The following is a 14,533-nucleotide window of genomic DNA, read 5'->3' as shown; positions in this document are numbered from 1 at the left end:
CCGGACTGTTTCAATGTCGCTGACAGCCATGGAATACTGCTTGTGAGCCAGTAGCAACGCATGTTCTTTTGGGGTAGCTACAGAAATCAGGCAGGCATTTCGAAAGCCCGTTGGTGAGACCGGGCTTTTCAGTAATTCGCTCTAAGAGGCAGGCGCGTTAACGCATTTGCATCAGAACGGGGCGACTGGCCAGTTGATTGTCGGGAAGGTGTTCTGGTTGATAACTTCGCTGACGGCAACGCAGTACTGCTTATAGGCAACCAATGCCGACTCATCTGCCGCAGTGGCGATGCCGAGATCCAGCTTGTATTGCAAAGGGTTGAACATCAACCAGCGCCCGGCTGCGTCAAAGCGTTGTTGCATGCGGCCATTGGTGGTCATCTGTTGCTCGAGGAGAGTTGTCTCAACATACTCATCGCCAAAAGGCCCCCAGCTGATTTTCATTCCCGGTTGCGCAATGTCGTTACCGGTGATGTTTCGCCATTGGGCAAAAGGTTCATTTGCCGGAACAGCGGGTGCCGCGCCCTCAGACTCGACGATCTGAAGAATCACGGTGTAACCCATTACTGTCGTTGTAAGTGCGTAACGATTCATTCCAACTTCCTTTTTATTGATTACCAGCGAACGCTGTTTGTCATGTCTGTCAGTACGGGGCGACTGGCCAGACGATAGTTGCCGGATAACCCGGCTGTTTATCGATGTCGCTGACGGCGATGCAATATTGCTTGTGCGTCAGCAGCAGGGCTTGTTCTGCCGGGGTGGCAACGCCGGTCTCAACTTTGTAATTCAGGGAGTTGAGCAGCAACCAGCCAGCGGCAACATTCAGCAATTGCCATTTCTGCTGCTGCGCTTCATCGCGCAGGTCTTGCTCGGAGGGCGGCGTGAATGTCCAGACGCCATCGAATGTTGCGCCCCAACCGACGCGAATCTGTGTATTACCTGTTACATCAACCCAAAACGAAGTTGGCGAAGCAGGTGCTTCCGGGCTGACTTCACTTTCCTTGAGCTGGGTAACTTTGCTGTATTCAACCAGTGCATAGAGATTCATTTAGTCTTCCTTTGTGCGGTGTTAGCGATGAATGTCGTGATGGATCTGGCAGGCATTCCAAAAAGCCCGGCACTTAGCCGGGCTTTTCAGTAATGCGCTCCTTCGCCTTCCTTCAAATCCTGTATCCGAGAAGGAAGCTGACTTTTCGGCGCTACTGGCGCGGTACGAGTCCATTCAAATTGTTTTTCCGACCGCGGTCCCTGCCCGCCGGATAACTGCTCTTGGTGCTTTACGCTGCACACCCGGGTCAGTTGCCAACCCTCTGAACCGTTGAGGCCGGTTCATCGCTGCCTGTTCTTGTGGAACTAAAGAGCTGTTGTTGCCAGCCGCTTTGTCGAGCGGCTTGGTGGCAAGAATATGCATGGATGCATATACAGTCAATGCATAAATGCATTTATTTATGCGAAGGAAATGCACGAACGCATGCAGGCCGCATAAATCAAGGGCTCGAGGGTTTTATTCAGGCGAAAAAAAACCCGCTAGGAGGCGGGTTTCTTTGACGGGTGAAAATCTATCGGGCGTACATGCCCCACCAGAAGACGTGACCGAGGATGACGATCTGCTCGTCCTGCATATCCTGGAAGCTGTAGTCCTCGTCCGGATGTTCATCGCGGTTGAAACTGCGCAGACGGATACCGGTCGGCAGGCGATAGAGCTGCTTCACGCGCAACTGACCGTTGTGATTGATCGCGTACAGGTCGCCATCAATGATGTCGCCGATCCCGCACTTGCCAGCGTTCACCCCGACCGTGGCGCCATCACGCAACACCGGCATCATACTGTTACCGCGCACCGTCACGCATTTGGCCTGGTCGAACTGCACACCGTTATGGCGCAGGCTGCGTTTGCCGAAGCGCAGGCTAGAGCGTTCGCTCTCTTCGATGACGAATCTTCCTGATCCAGCAGCCAATTCAACCTCACGAAGAAAGGGCACCGACACCTCGTCGTCATCGACAGGGGTATCGTCGTCACACAGGCTTATGTCCTTGAGTTCCGCATGCACGTCATCGCGCGCGCCACCGGTCGCGATCGCGACATCGGCGCGGCCACGCAATTGATCGGTGCTCACATTGAAGTATTCGGCGATCTTCGAGATATGTTTATCCGAAGGATCGACGATCTTCCCGCTGAGAATCCGCGAGAGCGTTGATTGAGGCACGCCGGTGCGACGGTGGAGCTCCGTGGGGGAGATCCCGTGCTGGTCGAGCAGTGCTCTTAAGACGGAGGATACGTTGCGTTTTTGCATAACGCGCATAGTGCTTGAAGTTTTTTCCGAAGACAAATGCTGATTCGCATAAATCGTGCATAAATCACAATTAAACGCAGAAAGTATCAGCCGGCCGTCATGCCTGCGTCGAGCCGACCGCCCATGGTAACCTTGCGCCCATCGCGGAAAAGCCCGGCGGTTGCCCTCGCTTTTGCCCTACATCATTTAACGAGTTACCTGACAATCCGATGAATAAAGCCGTCTCCGACCTGTCCTCCCACACCCCGATGATGCAGCAATACTGGCGCCTGAAGAATCAGCACCCGGATCAGCTGATGTTCTATCGCATGGGCGACTTCTACGAGATCTTCTATGAAGACGCGAAGAAGGCGGCCAAGTTGCTCGACATCACTCTGACCGCGCGCGGCCAGTCGGCGGGGCAAGCGATCCCGATGTGCGGGATTCCTTACCACGCGGCGGAAGGTTACCTGGCGAAACTGGTCAAGCTCGGCGAGTCGGTAGTGATCTGCGAGCAGGTCGGCGACCCGGCCACCAGCAAGGGCCCGGTAGAACGTCAGGTGGTACGGATCATTACCCCGGGCACGGTCAGCGACGAAGCGCTGCTCGATGAACGTCGCGACAACCTGATTGCCGCCGTGCTGGGCGACGAGCGTCTGTTCGGTCTGGCGGTGCTGGACATCACCAGCGGCAACTTTACTGTGCTCGAGATCAAGGGCTGGGAAAACCTGCTGGCGGAGCTGGAGCGAGTCAACCCGGTGGAACTGCTGATCCCGGACGATTGGCCGAAAGACCTGCCAGCGGAAAAACGCCGTGGTGTGCGTCGTCGCGCGCCGTGGGATTTCGAGCGTGATTCGGCGCTGAAAAGTCTCTGCCAGCAGTTTTCCACACAAGACCTGAAAGGCTTCGGTTGCGAAACCCTGACCCTGGCCATCGGCGCCGCCGGTTGCCTGCTGGCCTATGCCAAGGAAACCCAGCGCACCGCCCTGCCCCATCTGCGCAGCCTGCGTCATGAGCGTCTGGACGACACCGTGGTGCTCGACGGCGCGAGCCGCCGCAACCTCGAACTCGACACTAACCTGGCTGGTGGTCGCGACAACACCCTGCAATCGGTGGTTGATCGCTGCCAGACCGCCATGGGCAGCCGTTTGCTGACCCGTTGGCTGAACCGTCCGCTGCGCGATCTGACCGTGCTGTTAGCGCGCCAGACCTCGATCACTTGCCTGCTCGACGGCTACCGCTTCGAAAAGCTGCAGCCGCAGCTCAAGGAAATCGGCGACATCGAGCGGATTCTGGCGCGGATCGGTCTGCGCAATGCGCGCCCTCGTGACCTCGCTCGCCTGCGCGATGCCCTCGGTGCCCTGCCGCAACTGCAAGTGGCGATGACCGACCTCGAAGCACCGCACCTGCAACGCCTGGCGACCACCACCAGCACCTATCCGGAACTGGCGGCGCTGCTGGAAAAAGCCATCATCGACAACCCGCCAGCGGTGATCCGCGACGGCGGCGTGCTGAAAACCGGTTACGACAGCGAACTCGACGAGTTGCAATCGCTGAGCGAAAACGCCGGCCAGTTCCTTATCGATCTGGAAGCCCGGGAAAAGGCCCGCACCGGTCTGGCCAACCTGAAAGTCGGTTACAACCGCATTCACGGCTACTTCATCGAACTGCCGAGCAAGCAAGCCGAATCGGCTCCAGCCGATTACATCCGGCGCCAGACGCTCAAGGGCGCCGAGCGCTTCATCACGCCTGAGCTGAAAGAATTCGAAGACAAGGCGCTTTCGGCCAAGAGCCGTGCCCTGGCTCGCGAGAAAATGCTCTACGAGGCGCTGCTGGAAGACCTGATCAGCCAGTTGCCACCGCTGCAGGATACTGCCGGCGCATTGGCCGAGTTGGACGTGCTGAGCAACCTTGCCGAGCGTGCGCTGAACCTTGATCTGAACTGCCCACGCTTCGTCAGCGAGCCGTGCATGCGCATCACCCAAGGGCGTCACCCGGTGGTCGAGCAAGTGCTGACTACGCCATTCGTGGCCAACGACCTGAGTCTGGATGACAACACCCGGATGCTGGTGATCACCGGCCCGAACATGGGTGGTAAATCCACCTACATGCGCCAAACCGCATTGATCGTGCTGCTGGCGCATATCGGCAGCTTCGTGCCGGCGGCCAGTTGCGAGTTGTCGCTGGTGGACCGGATCTTCACCCGAATCGGTTCCAGCGATGACCTGGCCGGCGGTCGGTCGACCTTCATGGTCGAGATGAGCGAAACCGCCAACATCCTGCACAATGCCACCGAACGCAGTCTGGTGCTGATGGACGAAGTCGGTCGTGGCACCAGCACCTTCGACGGTCTGTCCCTGGCATGGGCCGCCGCCGAGCGTCTGGCGCATCTGCGTGCCTATACTCTATTTGCCACGCACTACTTCGAACTGACCGTGCTGCCGGAAGCCGAGCCGTTGGTGGCTAACGTGCATCTGAATGCCACCGAGCACAACGAGCGCATCGTATTCCTGCACCACGTGTTGCCGGGGCCTGCCAGCCAGAGCTACGGCCTGGCGGTGGCGCAACTGGCCGGCGTGCCGAGTGAAGTGATCGTGCGTGCCCGTGAGCACCTGAGCCGACTGGAAGACACCGCATTGCCGCATGAAGCGCCCAAGCCTGCCGTCAAAGGCAAACCGGCCGCTCCGCAGCAGAGCGACATGTTTGCCAGCCTGCCGCACCCAGTGCTCGATGAGTTGGCGAAAGTGGATCTCGATGACCTGACCCCGCGTCGAGCGCTCGAATTGTTATATGCACTTAAGAACCGGATCTAAGCAGCGAAGAACCGGATATAACGCAAACGGCTTCAAGCTGTTAGAATCTCGCGCGGTTTGGGATGCTGCTGGCTAATAGCCTGGCTGGCAGACATCGCTCCCGAACCTGGCGACCCCAACCGTGAAGGGGCTACGCTGCCGCCGCCTGAGGAGAAAATTAGAAATGACCTTCGTCGTCACCGACAACTGCATCAAGTGCAAGTACACCGACTGCGTAGAAGTCTGTCCGGTGGACTGCTTTTACGAAGGCCCGAACTTCCTGGTGATTCACCCGGACGAGTGCATCGACTGCGCCCTGTGCGAACCGGAATGCCCGGCCGTCGCGATTTTCTCCGAGGACGAAGTTCCGGAGGATATGCAGGAGTTCATTCAACTGAACGTTGAATTGGCCGAAATCTGGCCGAACATCACCGAGAAGAAAGAATCGCTGCCGGATGCCGAAGAGTGGGATGGCGTCAAAGGCAAGATCAAAGATCTCGAACGCTGATCTGTCGCGCGTTACCAAAAGGCCCCTTGCGGGCCTTTTTGCTTTTTCGGAATTTACTTTTCTACAGGCAAAAAAAGGGGCGGTTTGACCCGCCCACATTTTTTCCCTATTCCCTGTATTCCTTTTCATCGTCCTGATGAATCGCGTCCTGCGATGTCCATTCCCCTCTTCCCTGAAGGGCGTGTCTGTCCGTCGACACAGTGCTGATACTAGAGAGTTCCCTGCCGAGAGCAATCGGCCCGGCGGGGTGAAAGTCGCTGTAATAAGCACTTCATATTAAAAAATAAGCATATAAATCAATTGGTTAAATACGACTCTCGGCAGAAGTCGACGTCTACCGTCCTGCAAAAATGGGGAACGCTTACGAAAGAGTACGCCAAGGCTTACACCGCGAGACTACAAACGATGGAAATGCTGACCATTTGTCCGGCAATGAACTTTGTGGCGAGGGAGCTTGCTCCCGCTTGAGTGCGTAGCGCTCATGAATTTTTGGGGTTGCTGCGCAACCCGGCGGGAGCAAGCTCCCTCGCCACAGACAGTCATCAGCCAATATCCGAGCAATAAAAAAGCCCCGAACCAGTCGGGGCTTCTTGCGGCAGGCGTGTGAGGCGCTTACTGAAACAGCGACTCGCTCGACAGGCCATTCTTCTCGAGGATTTCGCGAAGGCGCTTGAGGCCCTCCACCTGGATCTGCCGCACCCGTTCACGGGTCAGGCCGATCTCCAGGCCTACGTCTTCCAGCGTGCTGCTCTCATGGCCGCGCAGGCCGAAACGGCGTACGACCACCTCGCGCTGCTTGTCGGTCAGTTCTGAGAGCCATTGATCGATGCTCTGCGACAGGTCGTCATCCTGCAGCAGTTCACATGGATCGGTCGGACGGTCATCCGTCAGGGTGTCCAGCAGGGTTTTATCCGAATCCGGACCCAGCGAGACATCGACCGAAGAAACCCGCTCGTTCAGGCCGAGCATGCGCTTGACCTCGCCCACCGGTTTTTCCAGCAGGTTGGCGATTTCTTCGGGTGAGGGTTCGTGATCGAGCTTTTGCGTCAGCTCCCGTGCCGCCCGCAGGTACACGTTGAGCTCCTTGACCACATGGATCGGCAACCGGATGGTCCGGGTCTGATTCATGATCGCGCGCTCGATGGTCTGACGGATCCACCAGGTCGCGTAGGTCGAGAAGCGGAAGCCACGTTCGGGATCGAACTTTTCCACTGCGCGGATCAGGCCGAGATTACCCTCTTCGATCAGATCCAGCAGCGACAGCCCCCGATTGACGTAACGCCGGGCAATCTTCACGACCAGCCGCAGGTTACTTTCAATCATGCGCTTGCGCCCGGCAGGGTCGCCACTTTGCGACAGACGCGCAAAATGAACTTCTTCCTCCGGGGAGAGCAGTGGTGAAAAGCCGATTTCGTTGAGATACAGCTGCGTGGCATCGAGTGCCCGAGTGTAGTCGATGTACTTGTGTTGTTTAAGTGAAGCGGATTGTCTGGATTTGGAACGAACGGAAGGTGGAGCAGCCCCTTCATCATTCGACATCGAAGATTCCGAATCGATGCCGGCCTCCATAAGGAGAACCTCATCGTCGATGTCAAACTCCGGCACTTCTTTACTGAGAGCCATTGTTATAGTCCTTTGGTGAGTTCGACCCCAAGCTCAAGCGACGCCTTTATCCTTGGCAGCGCTGGAGCCTGTCCCCTCTACGCGACGGAACAGGCTGGCCTCAAATCAACGTTTGGGCAGGAACTGCAGCGGATCTACAGGTTTACCTTGGCGGCGAATCTCAAAATGCAGTTTCACCCGGTCTGTACCCGTGGACCCCATTTCGGCAATTGTCTGTCCGACCTTGACCTGCTGCCCCTCCCGTACCAACAGCCTGCGGTTATGTCCGTAGGCACTGACGTAGGTTTCGCTGTGTTTGATGATGACTAATTCGCCGTAGCCCCTTAAGCCACTCCCGGCGTAAACCACCGTCCCATCAGACGCAGCTAAAACAGGCTGTCCCAAATCTCCGGCGATATCAATTCCTTTATTCAAACTACCGTTTGAAGAGAATTTTCCAATCAGAATGCCATTAGATGGCCATCCCCAGCCGGTCGGGGCCGGGCCCGGTGGAGGCATCGGAGCCGGAGCCGATTTGTTCGCGACGGACGGTGCAGCCCCCGCAGCAGCGGCTCCGGAGCCGGTCACGGTGGTGGTCGTCGTGCCATTCGCCTGGCGCCGGATTACCGTGGTTTTGCTCGACGATGATGGCGCGGAACTGCCGTTGCTCACCACCGCTGTCGGTGTTGAACCGGTGCGGCCGTCAAAGCGAATTGTCTGACCCGGGTGGATCGTATACGGCGTAGGAATATTGTTGCGGGCCGCGAGGGCTTTGTAGTCCCAGCCATAGCGAAAAGCGATGGAAAACAGCGTATCGCCCGGACGGACTACATACTGCCCGGTCGTGACGGCCGGACGCTGGGCCGCCGCGCTGTTGCGATCGACCACCCGCACGTTGCTCGATTTGGTGCTGGAGCAACCGACCAGCAAGGTGCTCAATACAAGGCCAGTCACCAGGCGCTGAAAGCTCGTGTTACCCATACGCTGCGCAATGACTGTGAGACTCACCCGCCGCTCCCTTTGTGGTGGCTGAAATATGTGGAATGCCGAATCGCGGCAAGTAGTGTCGCAAGTATAACGGGCCGAACCGGCTTTACCGTTAAAGATGCGAAAACGCTTCACGCACACGTTTGCCCGTGGACAGTTCGTAGCGTTTAAACCATCACTGCCGGTGTAAGACACAGGCCAGCGCAAGGAATTCAGCGCCCGCAAATAAATGCTCAGGCCAGCGGGCCATTGAGCAATGGCACGAAGCGCACAGCTCCCAATACGTGACGGGAAAAGCCGTGTTCTTCACGCACGATCAACATCAGTTGCTGCAGTTCCCCCGAGCCGACCGGAATCACCATCCGCCCACCCGGTGCCAGTTGATCGAGCAAGGCCTGCGGCACGTCGGTCGCGACTGCGGTGACGATAATACCGTTGTACGGCGCCAGCGCCGGCCAGCCTTCCCAGCCATCGCCCCAGCGGAACACCACGTTGCGCAGGTTGAGTTCGACCAGGCGTTCCTTGGCCCGATCCTGCAGGACCTTGATGCGTTCGACCGAAAATACCCGCTCGACCAGTTGCGACAGCACGGCCGTCTGGTAACCCGAACCGGTACCGATCTCCAGCACCTTGTCCAGCGGCCCCGCCTCCAGCAGCAGCTCGCTCATGCGCGCCACCATATAAGGCTGGGAGATGGTCTGGTTGTGGCCGATCGGCAGTGCGGTGTCTTCGTACGCGCGGTGCGCCAGCGCTTCATCGACAAACAGATGACGCGGCGTACGGCGGATCACTTCCAGCACCTTGGCGTTGGACAGACCTTCTTCATACAGCCGCTGGATCAGACGTTCACGGGTGCGCTGCGACGTCATGCCGATGCCACTGCGCAGTCTGTCTTCGTGTTCACGAGCCATCAGCGCAGTTCCTCCAGCCAGCCGTCGAGACTTCTGAAGGCATCATTGAACGTGCGATCGAGCTGCAACGGCGTGATCGACACATACCCCTGCATCACCGCATGAAAGTCAGTGCCCGGGCCGCCGTCTTCGGCATCACCGGCCGCAGCAATCCAATAGCCGGCCTTGCCACGCGGGTCGACCACTTTCATCGGCGCCGCAGCACGGGCGCGATGGCCCAGACGGGTCAGTTGAATGCCACGAATATGATCGATCGGCAGATTGGGAATGTTCACGTTCAGCACCGTGCGCGGCGGCAGGTCCAGCCCGGCGTGGGCTTCGACCAGTTTGCGCGCGAAATGTGCGGCTGTCGCCAGGTTGTCCACCTGTCGCGAACACAGCGAAAACGCAAACGAAGGGCGCTCGAGAAAGCGCCCTTCAAGGGCAGCCGCCACGGTGCCGGAATACAGCACGTCATCGCCCAGATTGGCGCCGAGGTTAATCCCGGAAACCACCATGTCCGGCTCGCGCTCCAGCAGGCCGTTGAGGCCCAGGTGCACGCAGTCGGTCGGCGTACCGTTGAGGCTGATGAAACCGTTGGCCAGGTATTGCGGGTGCAACGGACGGTCGAGCGTCAGCGAACTGCTGGCGCCGCTTTTGTCCTGCTCCGGGGCGATAACCACGCACTCGGTGTAATCCGCCAGCGCAGCATAAAGCGCGGCGAGACCGGGTGCGGTTACCCCATCGTCGTTAGAAATCAGAATACGCATGGGCTGTCCGTCTGCCCCACCGGCACCAGATCAACGAGTTCGCGCACCAATACGGTGGCGAAGCATCCGGCCGGGAGGACGAATTCCAGTTGCAGAATGTCAGGCTGGGGATAATGCCACGACAACCCGCCAATGGGCAGCCGCAGGATGCGACGTTCGTGGCTCATTCCGGCATTGATCAACCAATCGCGCAGATCCGCTTCACGCTCGGCAATCCCCTGCTCCAGATCATGGACAGCGCCAGCGGCGGGTGAGTCACCTTCGCCCCACTGCGGACCGGTCGGGTGCAGGTCGAGAATCGCCAGGCGCGGATCGCTGCATTCGGCCTCACCGGCCGGGAAAAAACTGCGGCTGTCGGTGAACGCCAGCAGATCGCCGACTTGCGCCTGCTGCCAGGTGCCATCGGCAACCCGAGCGGCCAGTACCTGATTGAACAGAAAACTGCGCGCCGTCGATAGCAGCCGCGAGCGCACATTGCGCTGCTCCGGTAGCGCATTGCGCGCCGCCCAGGCACGCGCATCAACGACGTTACCGCCGTCATGGCCGAAACGCTGGGCGCCGAAATAATTGGGAATGCCTTGCCTGGCGATCAGTTGCAGACGCTGCTCGATCGCATCCTTGTCGCCGGCAAACCGGGTCAGGCGCAAGGTGAAGCCGTTCGCCGAATGCGCGCCGCGTTGCAGCTTGCGCTTGTGGCGCGTGGTCTTGAGGATCTTCAGCGTGTCGTTTTCCGCCGCCGACAGATCCGGATCAGCCTTGCCCGGCAGTTGCACGCTGAACCACTGACGGGTCAACGCCTGACGATCCTTCAGCCCGGCATAACTGACGGTGCGCAACGGCACGCCGGCGGCCTTGGCAATTCGGCGCGCTGCTTCTTCGGTATTCAGGCCACGTTTTTCGACCCAGATCCACAGGTGCTCACCATCGCCGCTGAACGGGATGTCGAGCACTTCATCGACCTGAAAATCTTCGGCAATGGCTTTCAGAACCGCAGTGCCGAGTGGTTCGCCATAGGCCCGCGGGCCAAGCAATTGCAGTTCGTTCATGCGCGCAGCAACAAGGCAACGGAATGCACGGCGATGCCTTCTTCGCGACCGACAAAGCCGAGCTTTTCGGTGGTGGTAGCTTTCACGTTCACTTGATCCAGTTCAACTTGCAGATCGGCGGCGATCAACGCGCGCATCGCTTCGATATGCGGGGCCATTTTCGGTGCCTGAGCGACGATGGTGTTGTCGACGTTGCCGACTTTCCAACCCTTGGCGTGGATCAGCGCGACCACATGCCGCAGCAGGACACGGCTGTCGGCGCCCTTGAATTGCGGGTCGGTGTCCGGAAAGTGCTTGCCGATATCGCCCAGCGCGGCCGCGCCGAGCAAGGCATCGCTCAAGGCATGCAGCAGGACGTCACCGTCGGAATGAGCGAGCAGCCCGAAGCCGTGTGCAATACGCACGCCGCCCAGAGTAATGAAATCGCCTTCAGCGAAACGGTGAACATCGTAGCCGTGGCCAATACGCATAAAAAAACGCCCCGATTTTTGTCAGGGCGTGATTCTACCTGCATTAACCGCGCAGGGCGCGTGCGTGATGCTGCAAGTGGTCGTCAATGAAGCTTGAGATGAAGAAATAGCTGTGGTCGTAGCCCGGTTGCAGGCGCAGCGTCAGCGGATGACCCGCTTGTTTTGCAGCTTGTTGCAGGGCTTCGGGTTTGAGCTGCGTGGCGAGGAAGTCATCGCGATCACCCTGATCGACCAGCAACGGCAGTTTCTCGTCGGCGTCAGCAATCAGCGCGCAGGCATCCCATTCTTTCCACTTGGAACGGTCTTCGCCCAGATAGCGGGAGAATGCTTTCTGCCCCCACGGACAATCCATCGGGTTGTTGATCGGCGAAAACGCCGACACCGACTGATAACGCCCCGGGTTGCGCAGCGCGCAGACCAGTGCACCGTGACCGCCCATGGAGTGGCCGCTGATGCTGCGTTTGTCCGACGCCGGGAAATGCGCTTCAACCAGTGCAGGCAATTCCTGCACGACATAGTCATGCATCCGATAGTGCCGCGACCACGGTTCCTGCGTGGCATTCAGGTAGAACCCGGCGCCAAGGCCGAAATCCCAGGCGCCATCTGGATCACCCGGCACATCCGGGCCGCGCGGACTGGTGTCCGGCGCGACGATGATCAGACCGAGTTCGGCGGCCATGCGCATCGCCCCGGCCTTCTGCATGAAGTTCTCGTCGGTGCAGGTCAGACCGGACAGCCAGTACAGCACCGGCAGCTTGCCACCCTGCTCCGCTTGCGGCGGCAGGTATACGGCAAACACCATGTCGCAGCCGAGCACGTCGGAACGGTGGCGATAGCGCTTGTGCCAGCCGCCGAAACTTTTCTGACAGGAGATGTTTTCCAGACTCATGTAAAGACTCCTACGCGGCCCCGGCTATAAACCTTCAAGGTCTGTAGCCGTGGCGTCGCGATTGATCAGAAATGAATGACGGTGCGGATGCTCTTGCCTTCGTGCATCAGGTCGAAGGCCTTGTTGATGTCCTCCAGACCCATGGTGTGGGTAATGAAAGTATCCAGCGGAATCTCGCCGCTCTGCGCCATGTCGACATAGCTTGGCAGCTCGGTACGGCCACGCACGCCACCGAACGCCGAACCACGCCAGACGCGACCGGTCACCAGTTGGAACGGACGGGTCGAAATTTCCTGACCGGCACCGGCAACACCGATGATCACCGATTCGCCCCAGCCCTTGTGGCAGCATTCCAGCGCCGCGCGCATCAGTTGCACGTTGCCGATGCACTCGAAGGAGAAGTCGACGCCGCCGTCGGTCATGTCGACGATCACTTCCTGGATCGGACGATCGAAGTCTTTCGGGTTGACGCAATCGGTGGCGCCCAACTGCTTGGCGATCTCGAACTTGGCCGGGTTGATGTCGATGGCGATGATCCGCGCAGCCTTGGCTTTCACTGCACCGATGACTGCCGACAGACCGATGCCGCCGAGACCGAAGATCGCCACGGTGTCACCTGGCTTGACCTTCGCAGTGTTGATTACCGCGCCGATACCGGTGGTTACGCCGCAACCGAGCAGGCAGACCTTTTCCAGCGGCGCATCCTTGGCGATTTTCGCCACGGAGATTTCCGGCAGTACGGTGTATTCCGAGAACGTCGAAGTACCCATATAGTGGAAAATCGTTTGGCCCTTGTAGGAAAAGCGCGAAGTGCCGTCCGGCATCAGGCCTTTGCCCTGAGTGGCTCGAATCGCCTGGCACAGGTTGGTCTTGCCCGACTTGCAGAATTTGCACTGGCCGCATTCCGGGGTGTACAGCGGAATCACGTGATCACCGACGGCGACCGAGGTGACGCCCTCGCCGATGGCTTCAACGATCGCGCCACCTTCGTGGCCAAGGATCGACGGGAAGATGCCTTCCGGATCCGCGCCGGACAGGGTGTAGGCGTCAGTGTGGCAAACCCCGGAAGCCACCACGCGCAACAACACTTCACCGGCCTTGGGCATGGCCACATCGACTTCTACGATTTCCAGCGGCTTCTTGGCCTCGAAGGCAACGGCGGCGCGCGACTTGATCATGCTGACTCTCCAGTGAATCCAATGAATAAAAAACCAGACCGGCAGTGTAGTTCAGCGCCAACTGATTAATAATCCGGACAAATGCAAAATATTATTGCTGTACAGGGATAATCAAATGTCCGAAAACCGCTGGGAAGGTATCGACGAGTTCGTCGCCGTCGCCGAATGCAGCCAATTCACCGCTGCGGCCGAACGCCTTGGGGTTTCTTCCTCACACATCAGTCGACAAATCGTACGGCTGGAGGATCGATTACAGACGCGCCTGCTCTACCGCAGCACCCGTCGTGTGACCCTGACCGAAGCCGGTCAGACCTTTCTGCAGCATTGTCAGCGCCTGCAGGACGGTCGCGAAGAAGCTCTGCGCGCGGTCGGCGACCTGACCAGCGAACCGAAAGGCATGCTGCGCATGACCTGCGCCGTGGCCTACGGCGAGCGGTTTATCGTGCCGTTGGTGACGCGGTTCATGGGGCAATACCCGCAACTGCGCGTTGATATCGAGCTGAGTAACCGCCAACTCGATCTGGTGCATGAGGGACTGGATCTGGCGATCCGCCTGGGCCGATTGCAGGATTCTCGATTGGTCGCCACCCGCCTGGCGCCGCGTCGGATGTACCTGTGCGCGTCTCCTTCCTACGTGGAACGGTATGGCCGCCCACACAGCTTGTCGGAACTGAGCCGGCACAATTGCCTGATCGGCAGTTCGGATCTGTGGCAACTGGAACAGAACGGCCGGGAATTTTCCCAGCGCGTGCAGGGAAACTGGCGCTGCAACAGTGGGCAAGCAGTGCTGGATGCGGCGCTACAAGGGGTAGGCCTGTGTCAGTTGCCGGACTATTACGTGCTGGAGCATTTGCACAGTGGTGCGCTGATTTCGCTGCTGGAGGCGCATCAGCCGCCGAATACGGCGGTGTGGGCGTTGTATCCACAGCAGCGGCATTTGTCGCCGAAGGTGCGCAAGCTGGTGGATTTCTTGAAGGAAGGATTGGCCGAGCGGCCGGAGTATCGGGGCTGAGTGATGGGTTGCTTGAACGATCGCCTTCGCGAGCAGGCTCGCTTGTATGTTTAGACTTGAAGGGGTGGGCGGGACTACAGACTCGATTCTGACTCTGACCAGTACAGACCGTGGGA

14 protein-coding genes are annotated in these 14,533 nt (G+C 58.9%); 3 read left to right on the top strand and 11 right to left on the bottom strand.

The window, feature by feature from the left end; translation table 11 throughout:
* Positions 1-171: 171 nt before the first annotated feature.
* The 3 genes from HDC30_RS05110 to HDC30_RS05100 all read right to left on the bottom strand — a co-directional run bounded on the left by HDC30_RS05110 (position 172) and on the right by HDC30_RS05100 (position 2,294).
* Positions 172-594 carry a tail fiber assembly protein gene (locus HDC30_RS05110; protein WP_103367843.1) on the bottom strand — a complete coding sequence of 141 codons (423 nt, stop codon included), beginning with the start codon at positions 592-594 and terminating at the stop codon, positions 172-174.
* Positions 595-643: 49 nt separating this feature from the next.
* On the bottom strand, positions 644-1,048 hold the full coding sequence (locus tag HDC30_RS05105; RefSeq protein WP_123587030.1) for a tail fiber assembly protein: 405 nt from the start codon (positions 1,046-1,048) through the stop codon (positions 644-646).
* 511 nt (positions 1,049-1,559) lie between these two features.
* Entirely contained in the window at positions 1,560-2,294 is a 735-nt protein-coding gene (locus tag HDC30_RS05100) for an XRE family transcriptional regulator (RefSeq protein ID WP_183781386.1), read from the bottom strand.
* A gap of 209 nt (positions 2,295-2,503) precedes the next feature.
* Between HDC30_RS05100 and mutS the strand changes: the two genes are divergently transcribed.
* A complete protein-coding gene (gene mutS, locus HDC30_RS05095; RefSeq protein WP_007964305.1) occupies positions 2,504-5,086 on the top strand; it encodes a DNA mismatch repair protein MutS in 2,583 nt (860 codons plus the stop codon).
* A 163-nt stretch (positions 5,087-5,249) separates the two neighbouring features.
* Positions 5,250-5,573, top strand: coding sequence for a ferredoxin FdxA (fdxA, locus tag HDC30_RS05090; protein WP_003222178.1), 324 nt, complete (start codon positions 5,250-5,252; stop codon positions 5,571-5,573).
* Between the two features lie 612 nt (positions 5,574-6,185).
* Here fdxA and rpoS read toward each other — a convergent pair.
* The 8 genes from rpoS to HDC30_RS05050 form a co-directional block, all read right to left on the bottom strand.
* Complete coding sequence (gene rpoS, locus HDC30_RS05085; RefSeq protein ID WP_007964304.1) at positions 6,186-7,196, bottom strand: RNA polymerase sigma factor RpoS; 1,011 nt, start codon at positions 7,194-7,196, stop codon at positions 6,186-6,188.
* A 105-nt stretch (positions 7,197-7,301) separates the two neighbouring features.
* Positions 7,302-8,183, bottom strand: a complete 882-nt coding sequence (locus HDC30_RS05080) for a peptidoglycan DD-metalloendopeptidase family protein (RefSeq protein ID WP_027611047.1) — start codon at positions 8,181-8,183, stop codon at positions 7,302-7,304.
* A gap of 212 nt (positions 8,184-8,395) precedes the next feature.
* Complete coding sequence (locus HDC30_RS05075) at positions 8,396-9,031, bottom strand: protein-L-isoaspartate(D-aspartate) O-methyltransferase (RefSeq protein WP_183782138.1); 636 nt, start codon at positions 9,029-9,031, stop codon at positions 8,396-8,398.
* A 41-nt stretch (positions 9,032-9,072) separates the two neighbouring features.
* Positions 9,073-9,822, bottom strand: coding sequence for a 5'/3'-nucleotidase SurE (gene surE, locus HDC30_RS05070; protein WP_047601272.1), 750 nt, complete (start codon positions 9,820-9,822; stop codon positions 9,073-9,075).
* Positions 9,810-10,868 (bottom strand): tRNA pseudouridine(13) synthase TruD, encoded by a 1,059-nt coding sequence (gene truD, locus HDC30_RS05065; RefSeq protein ID WP_183781384.1) that lies wholly within the window; start codon positions 10,866-10,868, stop codon positions 9,810-9,812. Before truD ends, surE begins: the two co-directional genes overlap by 13 nt.
* On the bottom strand, positions 10,865-11,338 hold the full coding sequence (gene ispF, locus HDC30_RS05060) for a 2-C-methyl-D-erythritol 2,4-cyclodiphosphate synthase (protein ID WP_027611044.1): 474 nt from the start codon (positions 11,336-11,338) through the stop codon (positions 10,865-10,867). The genes truD and ispF overlap by 4 nt, the downstream gene beginning before the upstream one ends.
* A gap of 43 nt (positions 11,339-11,381) precedes the next feature.
* Positions 11,382-12,227 carry an S-formylglutathione hydrolase gene (gene fghA / locus HDC30_RS05055; protein WP_134785548.1) on the bottom strand — a complete coding sequence of 282 codons (846 nt, stop codon included), beginning with the start codon at positions 12,225-12,227 and terminating at the stop codon, positions 11,382-11,384.
* Positions 12,228-12,292: 65 nt separating this feature from the next.
* Positions 12,293-13,405, bottom strand: coding sequence for an S-(hydroxymethyl)glutathione dehydrogenase/class III alcohol dehydrogenase (locus tag HDC30_RS05050; protein WP_027611042.1), 1,113 nt, complete (start codon positions 13,403-13,405; stop codon positions 12,293-12,295).
* 115 nt (positions 13,406-13,520) lie between these two features.
* Here HDC30_RS05050 and HDC30_RS05045 point away from each other — a divergent pair, with 115 nt between their 5' ends.
* Entirely contained in the window at positions 13,521-14,417 is an 897-nt protein-coding gene (locus HDC30_RS05045; protein ID WP_007964295.1) for a LysR substrate-binding domain-containing protein, read from the top strand.
* Positions 14,418-14,533 lie beyond the last annotated feature (116 nt).

The sequence above is a fragment of the Pseudomonas sp. JAI115 genome, from assembly GCF_014200835.1.
GTDB classification, from domain to species: Bacteria; Pseudomonadota; Gammaproteobacteria; order Pseudomonadales; family Pseudomonadaceae; genus Aquipseudomonas; species Aquipseudomonas putida_A.
The sequence above is the reverse complement of the archived record's forward strand: the minus strand, read 5'-3'. Positions and strand labels throughout refer to the sequence as shown.

Bases quoted from the DNA above. Each gene is read 5' to 3' on its own strand.
- HDC30_RS05110 (WP_103367843.1), bottom strand. From the start codon at position 594: ATGAATCGTTACGCACTTACAACGACAGTAATGGGTTACACCGTGATT.
- HDC30_RS05105 (WP_123587030.1), bottom strand. From the start codon at position 1,048: ATGAATCTCTATGCACTGGTTGAATACAGCAAAGTTACCCAGCTCAAG.
- HDC30_RS05100 (WP_183781386.1), bottom strand. From the start codon at position 2,294: ATGCAAAAACGCAACGTATCCTCCGTCTTAAGAGCACTGCTCGACCAG.
- mutS (WP_007964305.1), top strand. From the start codon at position 2,504: ATGAATAAAGCCGTCTCCGACCTGTCCTCCCACACCCCGATGATGCAG.
- fdxA (WP_003222178.1), top strand. From the start codon at position 5,250: ATGACCTTCGTCGTCACCGACAACTGCATCAAGTGCAAGTACACCGAC.
- rpoS (WP_007964304.1), bottom strand. From the start codon at position 7,196: ATGGCTCTCAGTAAAGAAGTGCCGGAGTTTGACATCGACGATGAGGTT.
- HDC30_RS05075 (WP_183782138.1), bottom strand. From the start codon at position 9,031: ATGACGTCGCAGCGCACCCGTGAACGTCTGATCCAGCGGCTGTATGAA.
- surE (WP_047601272.1), bottom strand. From the start codon at position 9,822: ATGCGTATTCTGATTTCTAACGACGATGGGGTAACCGCACCCGGTCTC.
- truD (WP_183781384.1), bottom strand. From the start codon at position 10,868: ATGAACGAACTGCAATTGCTTGGCCCGCGGGCCTATGGCGAACCACTC.
- ispF (WP_027611044.1), bottom strand. From the start codon at position 11,338: ATGCGTATTGGCCACGGCTACGATGTTCACCGTTTCGCTGAAGGCGAT.
- fghA (WP_134785548.1), bottom strand. From the start codon at position 12,227: ATGAGTCTGGAAAACATCTCCTGTCAGAAAAGTTTCGGCGGCTGGCAC.
- HDC30_RS05050 (WP_027611042.1), bottom strand. From the start codon at position 13,405: ATGATCAAGTCGCGCGCCGCCGTTGCCTTCGAGGCCAAGAAGCCGCTG.
- HDC30_RS05045 (WP_007964295.1), top strand. From the start codon at position 13,521: ATGTCCGAAAACCGCTGGGAAGGTATCGACGAGTTCGTCGCCGTCGCC.